The following is a 16,703-nucleotide window of genomic DNA, read 5'->3' as shown; positions in this document are numbered from 1 at the left end:
CTGTGATCGCCGCGGCCTGCCTGCTCGTCGTGGCCGCACCTCTCTCCCCCGCCTCGGCCGCGGGCCCCAACCTCGCCGCCGGCAAGACCATGAAGGAAAGCGCCCACGCCGACGTGTACGGCGCGGGCAACGCCAACGACGGCAACCAGGCGACCTACTGGGAGAGCGCCAACAACGCCTTCCCGCAGTGGCTCCAGGTGGACCTCGGCTCGGCCGTCAGCATCAACCAGCTGGTGTTGAAGCTCCCCAACCTGTCGGCCTGGCAGACCCGCACGCAGACGCTGTCGGTGCTGACCGGCACCACCGACAACCCGGCCACCACGACGGTCCCCTCTGCCGGCTACACCTTCAACCCGGCCGGCGGCAACACCGTCACCATCAACTTCACCGCCACCACCGCCCGGTACGTACGGCTGAACATCACCGCCAACACCGGCTGGCCTGCCGGGCAGATCTCCGAGTTCGAGGTCTACGGCCCGGGCAACCCCGGTGGTGACGATCAGAAGCCGACAGCTCCGGGCAACCTGGCCTACACCCAGCCCGCCTCCGGGCAGATCCGGCTGACCTGGAACGCCTCCACCGACAACGTCGGGGTGACCGGATACACCGTCTACGCCAACGGCACGCAGCGCGGCACAGTGGCCGGCAACGTGCTCACCTACACCGACACCCAGCCCGACACCGCCACGGTGTCCTATTATGTGACCGCCAAGGACGCCGCCGGCAACGAGTCCGGCCCGTCCAACACCGTGACCCGCACCGGGACCGGCGGGCCGGGCGGCACCAACCTGGCGCTCGGCAAGCCGATCACGGCCAACGGCTCGGTGTTCACCTTCGTGGCCGCCAACGCCAACGACAACAACATCGGCACCTATTGGGAGGGCGCGGGCGGCAGCTACCCCAACACCCTCACCGTGGCGCTCGGCGCCAACGCCGACATCTCCCAGGTGAACGTCAAGCTCAACCCCGACAGCTCCTGGGGACCGCGCACGCAGACCATCCAGGTGCTGGGCCGTGAGCAGAGCGCGGCCGGATTCACCAACCTGACCAACGCCACCCAGTACTCCTTCAGCCCGGCCACCGGCAACTCGGTGTCCATCCCGGTCAGCGGCCGGGTCGCGGACGTGCAGCTGAAGTTCACCGGCAACTCCGGCGCACCGGCGGGCCAGGCGGCCGAGTTCCAGGTCATCGGCGTCCCCGCCCCCAACCCCGACCTGACCATCAGCGCCCTCAGCGCGTCCCCGGCCTCCCCCGTGGAGACCGACCCGGTCACGCTGACCGCGACCGTCAAGAACATCGGCAACGCCGCCTCCGGCGCGACGAACGTGAACTTCTACTTCGGCACCACCAAGGTCGGCACGGCGAACGTCGCCGCCCTCGCCGCCGGGGCGGGCGTGAACGTCTCCGCCGACATCGGTCCCCGCGACGCGGGCACCTTCCCGCTCACCGCCAAGGTGGACGAGGGCAAGTCGGTCATCGAGCAGAACGAGGACAACAACGGCTTCACCGCCGCGTCCTCGCTCACCATCCGCCCGGTGGACACCTCCGACCTGGTTCCCGGCACCACCTGGTCGCCCGGCAACCCGGCGGGCGGCGGGACGGTGACGTTCAACGTCGCGATCAAGAACCAGGGCACGGTCGCCTCGGCGGGCGGCGCCCACGGCATCACGCTGACGATCGTCAACGACTCGGGCACCGTGGTCAGGACGCTGACCGGCTCCTACAGCGGCGTGATCGCGCCCGGGTCGACGACGAGCCCGGTGAACCTGGGCACCTGGACGGCCGCCAACGGCAGATACACGGTGAAGACCGTGCTCGCCGCCGACGCCGACGAGCTGCCGGTCAAGCAGGCCAACAACACCTCCAGCCTGCCGTTCTTCGTCGGCCGCGGCGCGAACATGCCGTACGACATGTACGAGGCCGAGGACGGCGTCACCGGCGGCGGGGCGGCGGTCGTCGGCCCCAACCGGACCATCGGCGACCTGGCCGGCGAGGCGTCCGGCCGTAAGGCCGTACGGCTCACCACCACCGGCAGCTACGTGGAGTGGACGACCAGGGCCGACACGAACACGCTGGTCACCCGCTTCTCCATTCCCGACGCGGCGGGCGGCGGCGGCACCGACGCGACGCTGAACGTCTACGTCAACGGCTCCTTCCTCAAGGCGATCAACCTGACCTCCAAGTACGCCTGGCTGTACGGCGACGAGAAGGCCCCGGGCAACTCCCCGGGCGCGGGGAGTCCCCGGCACATCTACGACGAGGCCAACGTCATGCTCGGGACCACGGTCCCGAAGGGCAGCAGGATCCGGCTGCAGAAGGACGCCGCCAACACCTCCACGTACGCGATCGACTTCGTGAACCTGGAGCAGGCGACGGCGATCCCCAACCCCGACCCCGCGACGTACGCCGTGCCGGCCGGGTTCGCCCACCAGGACGTGCAGAACGCGCTCGACAAGGTGCGGATGGACACCACGGGCAAGCTCGTCGGCGTCTACCTGCCGCCGGGCGACTACCAGACGTCGGGCAAGTTCCAGGTGTACGGCAAGGCGGTCAAGGTGGCCGGCGCCGGGCCGTGGTTCACCCGGTTCCACGCGCCCTCCAACCAGGAGAACACCGACGTCGGCTTCCGGGCGGAGGCGTCGGCCAACGGCTCGGCGTTCTCCGGGTTCGCCTACTTCGGCAACTACACCAGCCGCATCGACGGGCCGGGCAAGGTGTTCGACTGGCAGAACGTCGCGAACATGACGATCGACAACATCTGGGTCGAGCACCAGGTCTGCATGTACTGGGGCGCCAACACCGACAACATCACGATCAGGAACTCGCGGATCCGTGACACGTTCGCCGACGGGGTCAACATGACCAACGGCAGCACGGACAACCTGGTCTCCAACAACGAGGCGAGGACGACCGGCGACGACAGCTTCGCGCTGTTCTCGGCCATCGACGCGGGAGGCGCCGACGAGAAGAACAACGTCTACGAGAACCTGACCGCGATCCTGCCGTGGCGCGCGGCCGGGATCGCCGTCTACGGCGGGTACGCCAACACGTTCAGGAACATCTACATCGCGGACACGCTGACCTACTCCGGCATCACGATCAGCTCGCTCGACTTCGGCTATCCGATGAACGGCTTCGGCGCGAGCCCGCCCACCGTGTTCGACAACATCTCGATCGTCCGCGCGGGCGGCCACTTCTGGGGCCAGCAGACCTTCCCGGCAATCTGGCTGTTCTCCGCCTCGAAGGTGTTCCAGGGCATCCGGGTGAGCAACGTCGACATCGTCGATCCGACGTACTCGGGGATCATGTTCCAGACCAACTACGACAGCGGCCGGCCGCAAAATCCCATCAAGGACACGGTCTTCACCAACATCTCGATCTCCGGGGCGCACAGGAGCGGTGACGCGTTCGACGCCAAGTCGGGCTTCGGCCTCTGGGCGAACGAGCTGCCGGAGCCGAACCAGGGCCCGGCGGTCGGGTCGGTGACCTTCAACAACCTCAGGCTCAGCGACAACTACCAGGACGTCAAGAACACGACGTCCACCTTCACGATCACCGTCAACCCCTGACGACGTGACGGCGCCGCCGGAGGGACGTCACTCCGGCGGCGCCTGTTTCCCAGGGGGTGTCAGGGGGTCAGGGCGTCACGAGCAGCGGGTGCCGTTCAGCGTGAAGCCGGTCGGGTTGCCGTTCGAGCCGCTCCAGGTGCCCTGGAAGCCGAACGAGACGTTGCCGCCGGCCGGGATCGAGCCGTTGTAGGACAGGTTCTTCGCGGTCACCGACGACCCGTTCTGGCTGACGTCGGCGCTCCAGTAGCCGGTGATCTTCTGGCCGTTCGGGAAGGAGAAGCCGAGGGTCCAGCCGTTCACCGGGCTGGAGGAGGTGTTGGTGACGGTGACGTTGCCGGTGAAGCCGCCCTGCCACTCGCTCTTGCTGTAGCTCACCCGGCAGGCGCCGTTGCCGTTGCCGCCGGTCGGCGAGACGGCGGGGGACGGCGAGGGGTTCTGGACCACGCCGCCGATGCTGTAGGAGAAGTTGTTCACCGCGAGCCCGGCGCCGCCCACCCAGGGCTCGAATCCGGCCTGCACGCTGGTGAGATACCACGACCGCTGACCGTAGCCCCGGTTCACCATGTCGTCGAAGAAGGTCCGTACGGCGAAGCTGAGCGAGTTCGTCGGCGAGGTGCGGACGTACGAGACGACGTTCCAGCCGGTGTTGCCGTACCAGACGTCCCAGGTCGCGCCGGCGAGGTTGACCGTGCCGACCTTCGAGCCCACGGGCTGGATCGAGCCGGTGTGGTTGAGCCAGACCATGAGCTCGGCGCCGGTGTTCTGGCCGTCCTTGCGCGCCGTCGGGTCGAACCAGATGTCGTACGCCGCGTCGTAGACCCCCGAGCCCGGGTAGCTCATGCTGACGCTGGTCTGGACCGTGTTGAACTGGCTGTTGCTGACCGCGAGGGGCAGGCCGCTGCCGCTGGAGCAGTTGGCGTAGTGGCAGCCGGCGTACACCGCGGGGTACGACCCCGGAGCGCCGTTCTGCGGCTTGTTGTGGGAGGCCTGCGTGACGGAGAAGCCGTTACCGGTGACGTTGATGCACTGCTGAGTGTCATCGCCCCAGTTGTTGTTGATGACGACGTACTTGCCGCCCTGAATCGTGGTCGAGCCGTACTTCTCGCAGATCGTCGTGTCCGCGTGCGCCGCCTGACCGACGACGAGCGACGCGGCGACCGAGCCGAGCATGACGAGGCCCGCCGTGATCATTCGCATCTTCATGTCCCGGACCATAGACATCAGGGCAAGCCGTGCGACATGGGCTGATTTGATCGACAACGTGGACGAAATCCCGACCAGCGACAATGCCCTTACTGTAAGTGAAAGTTTCACTTACACGTTCTGTCCGGCCGCCGGACACCGGCGTGCGCCACCGTGCGGCGGGGGTATGCCCGCAGGAGGAGGTGGTGCCATGTCCGTCACGGTCCGCCGTGTGTACGAGGACCCCGCACCCGGGGACGGGACGCGGGTGCTGGTCGACCGGGTGTGGCCGCGCGGCCTCCGCAAGGAGGCCGCTCACCTGGACGAATGGGTCAAGGACGTGGCGCCGTCCAGTGCCCTGCGCAGCTGGTACGGCCACGTCCCCGAGAGGTTCGGCGAGTTCCGGAGCCGTTATCTCGAGGAACTGGACGATCCCGAGCGGCGCGCCGCGCTCGATGGGCTGCGCCGGCTCATGGAAAACGGCCCGCTGACCCTGCTCACCGCGACCAGGGACGTCGAGCACAGCCAGGCCGCCGTGCTCGCACAGGTCCTGTCCGGGCCGCCCGCCTGACCTTCGGCCGCGGTCCGTGCGGCCACGCGGAGGCCGGTGTACCGGGCGGCGGGAGCGCATGCGGTGGTCCCCCTGTCAGGAGTCGTGCGGCGGCACGGAAACTGCGACGTCCACGTTCATAGGACGACCCTTTGTGTTAGCGCTAACAATCAGTCCGGACCTGCGGTGAGAGTTACGTTAGGGTCGCTCGGATTTACCGTCAAGACTATGCGGCCGATTGTTTCGGGAGAATCGCAAAAGTTTCGGCCACCCGGTGTAGCGACACGTCGGCGACGCCGCCCTTGACAGGGCCGGTACCCCTCGTCGAACCGCTTCTGCGGTCGCCGGGAAGGACGGAGGCGGAGCCGCCGGCCGGGCCGATTCTCCGACGCGGCCCTGGCAGTGGCCCTGGGCAGCGGCCCTGGCAGCGGCCCTGCACCGGAGTTTCGTCACGGTGTCAGCGTCGTATCAAGCTTCTTGTGACCAGGTTCTTGACGAGTTTCAGAAGTGAGACGTAGGGTCCGGCGTTATCAGTCGCCACGTACTACGAAACTTTCTGGCCGCGGGTACTCCCGGAGCTTTCTGGCCGATATCCAGAAGGAGCGCAGTATGAATTCGTCGATTACCGCTCACCCGCCGGTTCGCAACCGGCGCCTCCGCCGCCCGAGCCATAACCGTGATCCGCTGAAACCATAATCGTGATCGCCGCCATGACGTGCCGCCGGCGCAGGCTGTCGACCCGCTCGGGGGCGGCCGGGGGCGGTCACGGTGGCTCGGTCACCGGCCACCCGGCGTCATGCGGCGCCCATTGAGAAGTGTCCGGCGAATACCGCTCTCTTGAGCACGGCGCATCCGGATGCGTCAATCCTCGGCGAGAAAGCCCGGCCGGGTCGCCGCCGGCGACACGATCCGCGGATGACTTCCCGGCGTGGCGGAACACCGAGCACCTCGCCGGCTCCGCGGGACATCGCTCCCACCGAGTCACCGATCTATCACCCCGCATGACGCTGCGCACCGATAAGGACGCCCGGCAGGCGAGTCACGAATGCCTGGCTGTGCGCGGCCGCGTCGGCCTCACAACGTGGGACTGAAGCCGCGAGAACTCCCGGGTCCCCGCCTCCTTCCCCGGCGAGGGGCCTCGTCACCGCGCTACGAGAACGTCCGCGACAAGCCCGCCAAGCACGCGATCGCCGCCGCTCCGACTCCTGAACCCCTGACTCCTGAGCTCCTGACTTCTGCGCCCTGGAAGACCTCCCTCCGCTCCTGACCCCGAAAGGGACTTCCCATGTCACCTGTGTCGTTCCGCAGAGCCACGCCGGCCGTGCTCGCCGCGGCCATCGTTTTGACCGCCGCGGCCTGTGGAGGTGGCGGCGGCACCTCTCAACAGTCAGGGGACGGCAAGTCGTTCGAGTTCTGGTCGTTCACCGGCATCAACCAGAAGAAGACGGTCGAGGCCTACAAGAAGATCCACCCGGATGTGCAGGTGAAGCTCACCGAAGTGGGCTCCACGGCGGAGACCGCACAGGCGCTGACCACGGCACTCGCCGGTGGCAAGGTGCCCGACCTGGTGCTGATCCAGGGCGACGACCTGCCGAAGTTCCTCCAGCAGCCGCAGAACTTCCAGGACCTGCGGCAGTACGGCGCCGACAAGATGAAGGGCGACTACCTGGATTGGGTGATCAGCCAGTCCGTCGCCAGGAGCGGCGAGATCATCGGCATTCCCACCGACGTCGGCGGCATGGCGGTGGCCTACCGGACCGACTTGTTCAAGGCCGCCGGGTTGCCCACGGACCGTGAGGAGGTGAGCAAGCTCTGGCCGACCTGGGACGCCTTCATCGAGACCGGCAAGAAGTACACCGCCGCCACCGGCAAGGCGTTCATCGACAACGCCGCCACCAGTGTCTTCCTCCAGGCGGTCAACCAGGGTCCGGAGAAGTACTACGACCAGAACGGCAACGTCATCTACCGCACCAGCCCGCAGGTCAGGACCGCGTTCGACCTGGGGCTCAAGGCGATCCAGGCCGGCATCAGCGCGAAGCAGAGCTCCTTCTCCGAAGGATGGAGCGCGGGCATGGGCAAGGGGGACTTCGCGGTCATCTCCGCGCCGTCGTGGCTGCTCGGCCAGATCCAGGACAACGCGCCCGGCACCAAGGGCAAGTGGGACATCGCCACGATCCCGGGCGGCGCCGGCAACTGGGGCGGTAGCTACCTGGCCATCCCCAAGCGCGCGGCCAATCCGAAGGCCGCCTGGGAATACATCTCGAAAATGCAGTCTCCGCAGGGCCAGCTCGACCACTTCCTCGAGGCCGGTTCACTGCCCACCACCCCGTCGGTCTACCAGGACTCGAAGCTTCTGAGCCAGAAGGACCCGTTCTTCTCCGACGCGCCGATCGGAAAGATCTACACCGAGTCGCTGCTCGGGCTCAAGCCGTACGTCATCGGGCCCGACGACCCGGCCATCGGCTCGGAGTTCCTGGCCGCGATCACCAACGTCGAACAGGGCAAGGGCGATCCGGCCAAGGCGTGGGACGCGGCGATGGCCAACATCAAGACCGCGATCGGCAAGTGACGTGACCACGACGCTCAGCCCGCGGCGGACGACGCCCGAGGCCGAGACCGAGGCGCGGGTGCGGCAGAGCCTGGCCGAGCGGCTGGCGCCATACGCCTACATCGCTCCGTTCTTCCTCATCTTCGGGATCTTCGGGCTCGTCCCGCTGCTGTTCACCTTCTACGTCGCGTTGTTCGACTGGAACCCGATCGGCGAGCACGTCTTCATCGGCCTCGACAACTTCAGCCGCCTGCTCGGCGACCCGCGGTTCTGGAACGCGGCCTGGAACACGATCAGCATGTGGCTGCTGTCCACCGTGCCGCAGCTCCTGGCGGCGCTGGTGCTGGCGCATCTTCTCAACCACGCCAGGCTGCGGCTGGCGACGTTGTGGCGGATGTCGATGCTGGTGCCGTACATCACCTCGGTCGCGGCCACCACCATCGTGTTCGCGCAGATGTTCGACCGCGACTATGGCCTGCTCAACTGGCTGCTCGGGCTCGTCGGCGTGGGGCCGATCAACTTCCAGCAGTCCGTGTGGGGCAGCCACATCATGATCGCGACGATGGTGACCTGGCGCTGGTTCGGCTACACCACGCTGCTCTACCTGGCCTCGCTGCAGGCCATTCCGCGGACGATCTACGAGGCCGCGGCGGTGGACGGCGCGGGTGCGTGGAAACAGTTCCGGCACATCTCGATCCCGTCGCTGCGCCCGGTCATCATCTTCACCATCGTCACCTCCACGATCGGCGGTCTGCAGATCTTCACCGAGCCGATGCTGGCCTCCCACACAACTCCGCTCACCTGCGGCCCGATCCGCCAGTGCCAGACGCTCACGCTGTTCCTGTACGAGCAGGGCTTCGGCCAGTTCCAGTTCGGCTACGGCGCCGCCATCGGCGTCGCGCTGTTCGTGCTGATCATCGTCATCGCGACGCTCAACTACCTCCTGTCCGCCCGCATCCGTCCGGAGCGATGAATGAAGAAGGCCGACAGGGTCCGCTGGTGGACCTATCTGATACTCGCGCTGGCGACGCTGGCGTGCGTGTTCCCGCTCTACTGGATGTTCGTCGTGGCCACGACGGACACGGCGACCGCCACCCAGCTGCCGCCGGAGATCGTGCCGGGGGGAAACTTCTTCCACCTGGCCGGGCTCGTGTTCTCAACCGTGCCGTTCGTCCGTTCGATCATCAACAGCCTCGTCGTGGCCGGCACCATCGGGGTCGGGCAGGCCGTGCTGTGCTCGCTGGCCGGCTTCGCCTTCGCCAAGCTGCGCTTCCCCGGCCGTAACGTGCTGTTTCTCGTCGTCGTGCTGACCATGACCGTGCCGACCCAGCTCGCCGTCATTCCCCAGTACATGATCATTTCTCAGCTGGGGTGGGTGGACACCCTCCAGGCGCTCATCGTGCCGGGGCTGGCCAGCGCGTTCGGCATCTTCTGGATGCGCCAGCACCTGGCCACCACGCTCAGCGACGAGATCCTCCAGGCCGCCCGCATCGACGGGGCCACGTCCTGGCAGATCTTCTGGCGGATCGCCTTCCCGCTGGTCCGGCCGGCCGCGTTCGTCCTGGGACTTCTGGGGTTCGTCTTCGCCTGGAACGACTTCCTGTGGCCGTTCATCGTGCTCAAGTCACCTGAGATGTACACCGCGCAGATCGCCATCAAGGCGCTGCAGAACAGCCGGAGCATCGATCTCGGCCTGGCCATGTCCGGTTCGTTCCTGGCCACCCTGCCGCTGCTGGTGCTGTTCGTGTTCGTGGGCAGGCGAATGGTCGTCGGGATCATGGACGGTGCGTTCAAGGGCTGACCCCTCGTCCAGGGCGCGGGCGGTGACCGGACGCGAGGTCGAGCCGGACCGTCGCCGGGAGGCGGCGCAGGCCGAGCGTGCTGCGCAGGTCCGGCACGGCCTCATCGTGCAGCCGGGTGACCAGTGCCCCGAGGTCGGCCGGCTCCACGGCGGAGACGCCGAGATCGAGACGCGGGTCGTCGGAGGAGCCGCGCAGCACCGCGTGCGCCCTGCGCACCTCCGGATAGGCGCCGACCTGCGCGGCCAGGGCCTCGCTCGCGGGATGCGCGTCGACCTCGGTGACCCCGGACGTGCCCGACTCCAGGCGCAGCCGCCGCAGCCGGTCGGCCCGCAGCAGTGCCAGCAGCCAGGCCAGCCCGATGAGCGCGAGCACGAAACCCACGGCGGCAACGACCGGCCAGAACCACGGCGCCGTCGCCGCGAAGCTCCTGGTCCCGGCGTCGATCACCGGCCGTCGCGCGGCGTCGCCGCCGAAGGCGCCGAGCGCCCGCGCGAGCGCGAGACCGCCCGCGGCCAGCGGCACCAGCCCGCACAGGGCGAGCCCGACGCGGTTGCCCTTGCCTGATCTTCTCCTCACAGCCTGCCTCCTCCACGCGCTGTCCGCGGACGTTCACCGGGGTCGGGGGGCGGAGACCACGAGTCAGGACGGGCCGTGGACACGCAGGTGCAGCGAGACGCGGTGGGCGGGGGCGAGCCGGGCGAGTTCGTCCTCGACGGCCGTCCGCACGCGCTCCCCGAGCGCCGTCGTGTCGCGCAGATCGGTCCGGACCGACACGTCCGCGTGCCAGCCGCGCATGCGCGCCCGGGCCGCGCGCACGCCGTCCACCTCGTTCGCCCGTGCTCTCAGCGCCCGCGCCAGCGTGCGCCGCGGCATGCCCACCGCGAGGTTGGGGTCCCCGGTGCGCAGCGCGACCATCCGCCCCCGGCCGGGGACCGCCGCGATCAGTATCAGCGCCAGGCCGATGAGGGCCAGCGCCGAGGCCACCGCGAGGGCCCGGGTGTCGTCCCAGGCCGTGGTCTTCGCCCAATGGGCCCACTGGTCGTACGGCACGATCTTGACGGGGAGCCCCAGCAGTGCGGAGACCACGTGGACGGCGGTGAGGCCCCCGATCCCCAGCAGCGCCAGCGCGGCGACCGCGGCTGGCAGCCCACGGCTGGGCCGGAAGGCCCGGCCGGCTCCCCCGCCCGCGAACCCCCGCATCGGAACGAAGAGCGGAACCCTCTCAGACGGGCCTCGGCCTTCGGTCATCGCCCCTCCTCTGCCGGTGCCCTTGCTCGGGCACCAGCTCCACGACCTCGATGTCCACGTTCTCCACGGCGATGCCGGTGAGCTCCCGCAGCCGCCGCCGGATGTGATCGCGGAGCTTCGCGGCCAGCCGGGGCACCGGCGTCGGATAACGCACGGCCAGATCGCAGCGGACCGCCGCGACCGCGCCGGTGACCGACGCCGAGACGTGCGGCCGCCCGGTCACGTGCTCGTCCTCGCTCGCCAGCTTCTCGGCGATCCTCGCAAAGGCGCGATCCGAGACGGTCGTCGTCCCGCGCGCCTCCGGAACGCTCACTGGCGTCTCGGGTGCATCTGCGGCAGGTGTACGCCGCCTTCGAGCACCAGGCCGACGAGGAACCCCACGATGCCGAGGACCAGGACGATGATGAACGCGCTGAGGCCGCCGAAGGCCCCGACCACCCCCAGCACCGTGCCGAACAGCAGCCCCACGAGGCCCCAGAGCGGATAGCCTTCCATGATCATTCCTTCCTCTCGCCGACGTCTGTGACCACATCGGCGATCGTCACGTCCACCCTGCGGCCGCGTGCGAGGCCGCCGATCGCGTCGCGAACCAGGTCGGCGACCTCCGGCAGCGGCCTGCCGTATCGCGCGACGATGTCGACCTCGATGGCCTGGTCCCGTACGGCGACGCCCGGGACCATGCCACCGGGCAGGTGCGTCGCGACCACTCCGAACGGGCCACGGGACAGGTCCGCGACGTCGGGGCACGACAGCACCCGGTCGGCGATCCGCCGGGCGGAGATCTCGCCTTCCTCCTCCGCCGCGGCGCGCCCGTCCCGTTCCGGCGGGCCTTCCGGGGAGCCGCGCGCGGCGCCCTCGGACGCCGCGGCCCGCAGGCCGCCGCCTTCCACCCCCGTGCTCTCCGGAACGGCGCTCATTGGACCCGAGGCTCCAGGTCGGCGGACGCCTGCGACTCCTGCTGCCTCGGCAGGTAGACATCGTCGACCGCGATGTTCACCTCGGTGACCTCCAGCCCGCACATGCGCTCCACCGCGCGGATCACGTGGCTGCGCACCGCCTGCGCGAGGTCGGGGATCGCGACGCCGTACTCGACGATGAGGTGGATGTCGACGGCGGCCTGCCGCTCGCCGACCTCGACCGACATGCCCCGGGTGACGCCGTCCTCCCCGCCCAGCGCCCCCCTGATCGCACCGAACGCGCGGGCCGTGCCGGTGCCGAAGTCGTGGACTCCGTCGATCTCACGAGCCGCCATACCGGCGATCTTTGCGACCACCTCGTCGGCGATCGTGGTGCGGCCCCGCTCCGTCACCAGGCCCGACACGCCCTGCGTCCCGTGGGACCGCCCGGCTGCCGGCTCGACGGTCGCAGTCGACGTTCTGGTCTCGGTCATGTGACTCCCCCGCTTCGCCTGCGCGATTCGTACCGCTTCCCGCCGATATACGCGCCTGATACCCAATTCGCGCACAGTAATCAGCCCAGGTGGGGCGAGGTTGAGTCATCGGAGCCCCTCGAACATCCCAAGACCGGCGAGCTCGTGGAGAGCCAGGGCGGACAGCCCTAACGCCGAGATCAAGCCACACCAAAACTGTCCGGTATGTACGAGATCGAGTTTTTATGTGCAGGTCTAGGGCATTCATACCGTTCAGTCGGGTCGCAGTGCCGCGTGGCGAGCCGGGCGGACGTCCGGTCCGGCGCTTGGGGGGCGGGCCAGTAGGAGGCGCGATCATGAAAGACGGACTGAAGGTGGCTCTGGCGGTCATCGCGGGCTACTACCTCGGCCGGCATCAGAAGCTCCGTTTCGCGCTGATGCTGGCGCTGGCCATCCTCGCCTCCCGTCTGAAGGGAGGGGGAACGACGGGCGCCCTGCTCGAACAGGTCCCCAAGATCCTGGGCGGCGCCGCCCCCGACATCGGAAAGATCACCGAACGCGTGCGCGGCGACCTGCTCGACATCGGCAAGGCGGCGGCGATGCGCGCCACCAGCAAGCAGATCGACAACCTGAGCGACAAGCTGCACGAACGCGCCGAGGCGCTCCGGCAGCCCAAGGGCCGGGGCCGGGCCGCGGAGGAGGAAGAGGAAGAGGAGGAGCGGCCGGAGGAGAGCCGCCGCCGAGCGCCCCGCCGCCGCCCGCCGCGGCGCGAGGCTGAGCGCGAAGAGGCCCCCGAAGAGGCCTACGAGGAGGAAGAGGAGGACGAGGGGCCGTACGAGGAGGAGGCGGAGGAACCCGAACCCGAGGAGCGGCGCCGGCCCCGGATCCGTCCCACCCGTCCCGTGATCCGGAGGAGGTGAGACCGATGACCGAACAGACGCGGGAACGGACCCAGGCGGAACGGGTGCAGGACACACGGGCGCCGGACGAGGGAGCACTGCCCACCCAGCGACTCGGGCAGGAGTTCCAGAACCTCGCCACCGCCGTGGCCGAACGGGCCCTGTCGCGGGTCGCCGACAAGATCGACGGCCTGGCCGGTCGTCTCACCGACTACGTGGAGCACGGCGGCTCAGGGCTGTTCAGCGCGCTCACCGGCAAAGAGGGGGGCGGGCGGGAGGCCCTCGGCGGGCTGCTCGGCGGCCTGACGCGCGGCCGGAACGCCCAGGGCCTGCTCAAGTCGGCGGCCGACCGGCTCGGCGCGACGGGCGGAGGCGGCCTGCTCGGTGCTCTCACCAGCGCTCTCACCGAGAACGGCGGAGGTGGTCACCCCGTACGCGCCGCCCTCATGGCGTACGGCAAGGAGAAGATCAAGGGCCTGTTCGGCGGTGGCGGCGGGGGCAAGGGCCGCAAGGGCAAGAAGCTCAAGGTCACCAACATCGTCGAGTCGCTCGACATCGGCGCGCCGCTCCGCCTGGTCTACAACCAGTGGACGCAGTTCGAGGATTTCCCGAGCTTCATGAAGAAGGTCGAGACGGTCGAGCAGAAGTCCGACGAGAAGCTCGGGTGGAAGGCGCAGGTCTTCTGGTCCCACCGCACGTGGGAGTCGACCATCATCGAGCAGGTTCCCGACAGCAGGATCGTCTGGCGGTCGCAGGGTCCGAAGGGTTTTCCCGACGGCGCGGTCACCTTCCACGAGATCACACCCGAGATGACCCGGGTGCTCCTCGTCGTCGAATACCACCCGCAGGGGCTCTTCGAGCGCATCGGCAACCTGTGGCGGGCTCAGGGCCGCCGGGTGCGGCTCGAGTTCAAGCACTTCAAGCGGCACGTCATGACCAACGCCCTGCTGCGTGCCGACGACATCGAGGGCTGGCGGGGCGAGATCCGCGACAGCCAGGTCGTCAAGGACCACGAGACGGCGCTGCGCGAGGAGCGCGAGCGCGAGGGCGGCGAGGAGGGCTACGAGGAGGAGCCCGAGGAGTTCGAAGAAGAGGAGGGCCCGGAAGAGGAGGGCCCGGAAGAGGAGGGCCCGGAAGAGGAGGGCCCGGAAGAGGAGGGCGCAGAGGAAGAAGGCGAAGAAGAGGAGCCGTACGAGGAAGAGGAAGAGCCCGAGCGGACGCGCAGGCCCGCCTCCTCGGGCGAAGAGCCGGGCGGCCGGGCCAGGGCGCAGGTGGCCCGCAGTCGCGAGGCCGAATCCGAGGGACGTGGCCGGCGGCGTGAGGCCGGGCCGGACGAAGGCGAACGGGGCGAACGAGAACGGAACGAAGGCGGACGAGAGCGGGGCGAACGCGAAGGGGACGAAGGCGGGCAGCCCGGCGAGCAGGCACGCAGGGGCGAGGAGAAGGGCGAGAAAAGGGGCGAGGCGGGCAAGCCTCCGCGCCGTCCCCTGATCCGGCGCCGCCGTCCGTCCCAATAGCCGTTCCGCAACGACGGCCCCGCCAGCCGTTCCGCAACGGCGGCGCGACCGCCCGACACGCCGCGAACGGCCGCCGGGCGCCACAAGTGATCGACACCACGACAGGAAACCGAGGAGGGGAAGCACATGACGGTAGCCGTTCCACCAGCGGGTGGCGGCGGATTGCCGGGCCGGTCGTCAGGATCCGGTCTGGCCGACGTCATTGACACGATTCTGGACAAGGGCCTCGTCATCGACGCCTACGTACGGGTCTCACTGGTCGGCATCGAGATTCTGACCATCGACGTGCGTGTCGTCGTCGCGAGTGTCGACACCTATCTGCGTTTCGCCGAGGCGGTGAACCGGCTGGACCTGGCGTCCCAGCAGCAGGGGTTGCCCGACCTGCTGTCGAGCGCGCCCCAGAGCATCGCCCGCGGCAAGTCCAAGGGCGTCGCCCAGGGCGTGATCGAGGCGGCCGGAGAGAAGCTTCAGGACCTGCTGGCGAGCTATGCGGAGGAGGACCCCGCCCCGCGTACCCGCCGTCGTCGAAGGGAGGAAGACTGAGATGTCGGGCACCGTAAGGCAGTCCGGGGCGGGCGACCGGGCCGAGGCCCCGCAGCGCGACACGGCGTGCTACGTCTACGGGATCCTCCCCGAGGACGTGGAGATCAGCGAGGACGCCGTGGGCGTGGGTGATCCCCCCAGCCGCGTCAGGATCGTCCGGCACGGGGAGATCGCCGCTCTGGTGAGCGACGTCGACGTGGACCGCCCGCTGGGCCGGGCACAGGACCTGGTGGCCCACGAGCAACTGCTCGACGAGGCGGCGGCCGAGGTTCCCGTGCTTCCCCTGCGGTTCGGCGCCGTGATGACCACGCCCGAGGCGGTCGTGGAGGAACTGCTGGCCCCTCATCACGACTCGTTCGCGGCCGCGCTGAAGCAGCTGGAGGGACGCTCCCAGTTCGTTCTCAAGGCGCGGTACGCCGAGCAGCCGGTGCTGGTCGAGGTGCTGTCGGAGAACGCCGAGGCCAGACAGCTGCGTGAGCGGATCAGGCAGTTGCCGGAGGAGGTCACCCGCAACGAACGGATCCGCCTCGGCGAGCTGATCACTCAGATCATCGGCGCGAAACGCGAGGCCGACACGCAGGCCGTCATCGATCGTTTCGAGCCCTTCACCGCCGGCACGGTCGTCCGAGACCCCAGTCACGAGCGCGACGCGGCGCACGTCGCGTTCCTCGTGGAGAACGACCGCCAGGCCGACTTCGAACGCGCCGTCGGTGAGCTGCGCTCCGAGTGGGGAGAGCGGGTCGAGATCCGCCTGCTCGGGCCGATGGCGCCGTACGACTTCGTCACCACCTGACACATGAGGGGAGGCCGCCGTGGGGCTGATCAGCATGCTGTTCACCTGGCCGCTCGCCCCGATCCACGGTGTCATCCGGCTGGGCGAGCTGATTCAGAAGCAGGTCGAGCATGAACTGAGGGATCCGGCGGCGGTCCGGCGGCGGCTGGAGGCCATCGAGGAGGCCAGGCGCTCGGGCCAGATCTCCGAAGAGGAGGAGGCCCAGGCCGTGGAAGAGATCCTCAGGCTCATGAGCGGCCCGCAGAGGGGGTGATCGTCCCGTGCCTCCCCGGCGGAGAGCCCGGTACGACGAGGACGCCGCGGCGTACGGGCGGCGGGCCTCCTCCGGCGTGCCCGCCGAGGAGGACGGGCCGTACGACGAGGGCGAGGGCGAGCGCGAGGCGGAGCCGCGCCGGCGCCGGGCCGCGCTGAACGCGGCGTCGGTCGGCCGGCTCGGCCTGCGCTACATCGCGGATCTGACCTCCAAGGACACCGAAGGGGTCACCTTGGTGGAACCGGTGGAGAACGGCTGGCTGGTGAACGTGGAGGTCGTCGAGGACCGCAGGGTCCCTTCCACCGGCGACATGCTGTCGCTCTACGAGTGCCAGGTGGACGACGAGGGGAACCTCATGTCCTACCGGCGCACCCGGACCTACCGGCGCGGCACGGGCGCCTACGGCGGTGGGCTATGACCGATCCCCGCT

18 protein-coding genes are annotated in these 16,703 nt (G+C 69.1%); 11 read left to right on the top strand and 7 right to left on the bottom strand.

From position 1 onward, the window contains the following. The first annotated feature begins 2 nt into the window (after positions 1–2). Positions 3–3,569, top strand: a complete 3,567-nt coding sequence (locus tag AB0O28_RS20325) for a discoidin domain-containing protein (protein ID WP_363642567.1) — start codon at positions 3–5, stop codon at positions 3,567–3,569. 75 nt (positions 3,570–3,644) lie between these two features. Here AB0O28_RS20325 and AB0O28_RS20320 read toward each other — a convergent pair whose 3' ends face one another. Then, complete coding sequence (locus tag AB0O28_RS20320) at positions 3,645–4,772, bottom strand: cellulose binding domain-containing protein (protein ID WP_363642293.1); 1,128 nt, start codon at positions 4,770–4,772, stop codon at positions 3,645–3,647. Positions 4,773–4,962: 190 nt separating this feature from the next. Here AB0O28_RS20320 and AB0O28_RS20315 point away from each other — a divergent pair, with 190 nt between their 5' ends. From AB0O28_RS20315 to AB0O28_RS20300, 4 genes are all read left to right on the top strand, one after another. After that, positions 4,963–5,322 (top strand): DUF488 family protein, encoded by a 360-nt coding sequence (locus AB0O28_RS20315; RefSeq protein WP_363642291.1) that lies wholly within the window; start codon positions 4,963–4,965, stop codon positions 5,320–5,322. Positions 5,323–6,595: 1,273 nt separating this feature from the next. Beyond that, positions 6,596–7,870: an extracellular solute-binding protein gene (locus tag AB0O28_RS20310; protein WP_363642289.1), complete on the top strand. Its 1,275-nt coding sequence runs from the start codon at positions 6,596–6,598 to the stop codon at positions 7,868–7,870. A 1-nt stretch (position 7,871) separates the two neighbouring features. Next, positions 7,872–8,822, top strand: coding sequence for a sugar ABC transporter permease (locus AB0O28_RS20305; protein WP_363642287.1), 951 nt, complete (start codon positions 7,872–7,874; stop codon positions 8,820–8,822). Further along, the gene (locus AB0O28_RS20300; protein WP_363642285.1) at positions 8,823–9,650 is read left to right on the top strand and encodes a carbohydrate ABC transporter permease; all 828 of its coding nucleotides are present in this window, start codon (positions 8,823–8,825) and stop codon (positions 9,648–9,650) included. Here the strand turns inward: AB0O28_RS20300 and AB0O28_RS20295 are convergent. The 6 genes from AB0O28_RS20295 to AB0O28_RS20270 all read right to left on the bottom strand — a co-directional run bounded on the left by AB0O28_RS20295 (position 9,640) and on the right by AB0O28_RS20270 (position 12,289). Further along, positions 9,640–10,227, bottom strand: a complete 588-nt coding sequence (locus tag AB0O28_RS20295) for an alkaline shock response membrane anchor protein AmaP (protein WP_363642283.1) — start codon at positions 10,225–10,227, stop codon at positions 9,640–9,642. The genes AB0O28_RS20300 and AB0O28_RS20295 overlap by 11 nt on opposite strands. A 63-nt stretch (positions 10,228–10,290) precedes the next feature. Further along, on the bottom strand, positions 10,291–10,899 hold the full coding sequence (locus AB0O28_RS20290; protein WP_363642281.1) for a DUF6286 domain-containing protein: 609 nt from the start codon (positions 10,897–10,899) through the stop codon (positions 10,291–10,293). Further along, entirely contained in the window at positions 10,874–11,212 is a 339-nt protein-coding gene (locus tag AB0O28_RS20285) for an Asp23/Gls24 family envelope stress response protein (protein WP_363642279.1), read from the bottom strand. Before AB0O28_RS20285 ends, AB0O28_RS20290 begins: the two co-directional genes overlap by 26 nt. Beyond that, positions 11,209–11,394, bottom strand: coding sequence for a hypothetical protein (locus AB0O28_RS20280; RefSeq protein WP_183543489.1), 186 nt, complete (start codon positions 11,392–11,394; stop codon positions 11,209–11,211). Before AB0O28_RS20280 ends, AB0O28_RS20285 begins: the two co-directional genes overlap by 4 nt. Positions 11,395–11,396: 2 nt before the next feature. Next, entirely contained in the window at positions 11,397–11,816 is a 420-nt protein-coding gene (locus tag AB0O28_RS20275; RefSeq protein ID WP_363642277.1) for a hypothetical protein, read from the bottom strand. Beyond that, positions 11,813–12,289: an Asp23/Gls24 family envelope stress response protein gene (locus AB0O28_RS20270; protein ID WP_363642275.1), complete on the bottom strand. Its 477-nt coding sequence runs from the start codon at positions 12,287–12,289 to the stop codon at positions 11,813–11,815. Before AB0O28_RS20270 ends, AB0O28_RS20275 begins: the two co-directional genes overlap by 4 nt. Positions 12,290–12,624: 335 nt before the next feature. Here AB0O28_RS20270 and AB0O28_RS20265 point away from each other — a divergent pair, with 335 nt between their 5' ends. The 6 genes from AB0O28_RS20265 (at position 12,625) to gvpO (ending at position 16,691) form a co-directional block, all read left to right on the top strand. Further along, complete coding sequence (locus tag AB0O28_RS20265; protein WP_363642273.1) at positions 12,625–13,188, top strand: hypothetical protein; 564 nt, start codon at positions 12,625–12,627, stop codon at positions 13,186–13,188. A gap of 5 nt (positions 13,189–13,193) precedes the next feature. After that, positions 13,194–14,684, top strand: coding sequence for an SRPBCC family protein (locus tag AB0O28_RS20260; RefSeq protein ID WP_363642271.1), 1,491 nt, complete (start codon positions 13,194–13,196; stop codon positions 14,682–14,684). Positions 14,685–14,810: 126 nt separating this feature from the next. Then, a complete protein-coding gene (gene gvpJ, locus AB0O28_RS20255; protein ID WP_363642269.1) occupies positions 14,811–15,227 on the top strand; it encodes a gas vesicle protein GvpJ in 417 nt (138 codons plus the stop codon). 1 nt (position 15,228) lies between these two features. After that, complete coding sequence (locus AB0O28_RS20250) at positions 15,229–16,020, top strand: GvpL/GvpF family gas vesicle protein (RefSeq protein ID WP_363642267.1); 792 nt, start codon at positions 15,229–15,231, stop codon at positions 16,018–16,020. 19 nt (positions 16,021–16,039) lie between these two features. Further along, a complete protein-coding gene (locus AB0O28_RS20245) occupies positions 16,040–16,273 on the top strand; it encodes a gas vesicle protein GvpG (RefSeq protein ID WP_363642265.1) in 234 nt (77 codons plus the stop codon). Positions 16,274–16,280: 7 nt separating this feature from the next. Next, positions 16,281–16,691: a gas vesicle protein GvpO gene (gvpO, locus tag AB0O28_RS20240; protein WP_363642263.1), complete on the top strand. Its 411-nt coding sequence runs from the start codon at positions 16,281–16,283 to the stop codon at positions 16,689–16,691. The last annotated feature ends 12 nt before the right edge of the window (positions 16,692–16,703 follow it).

It is taken from the genome of Microbispora sp. NPDC088329 (genome assembly GCF_040685655.1).
Lineage (GTDB): Bacteria > Actinomycetota > Actinomycetes > Streptosporangiales > Streptosporangiaceae > Microbispora.
This window is presented reverse-complemented; position numbering and strand designations above follow the sequence as displayed.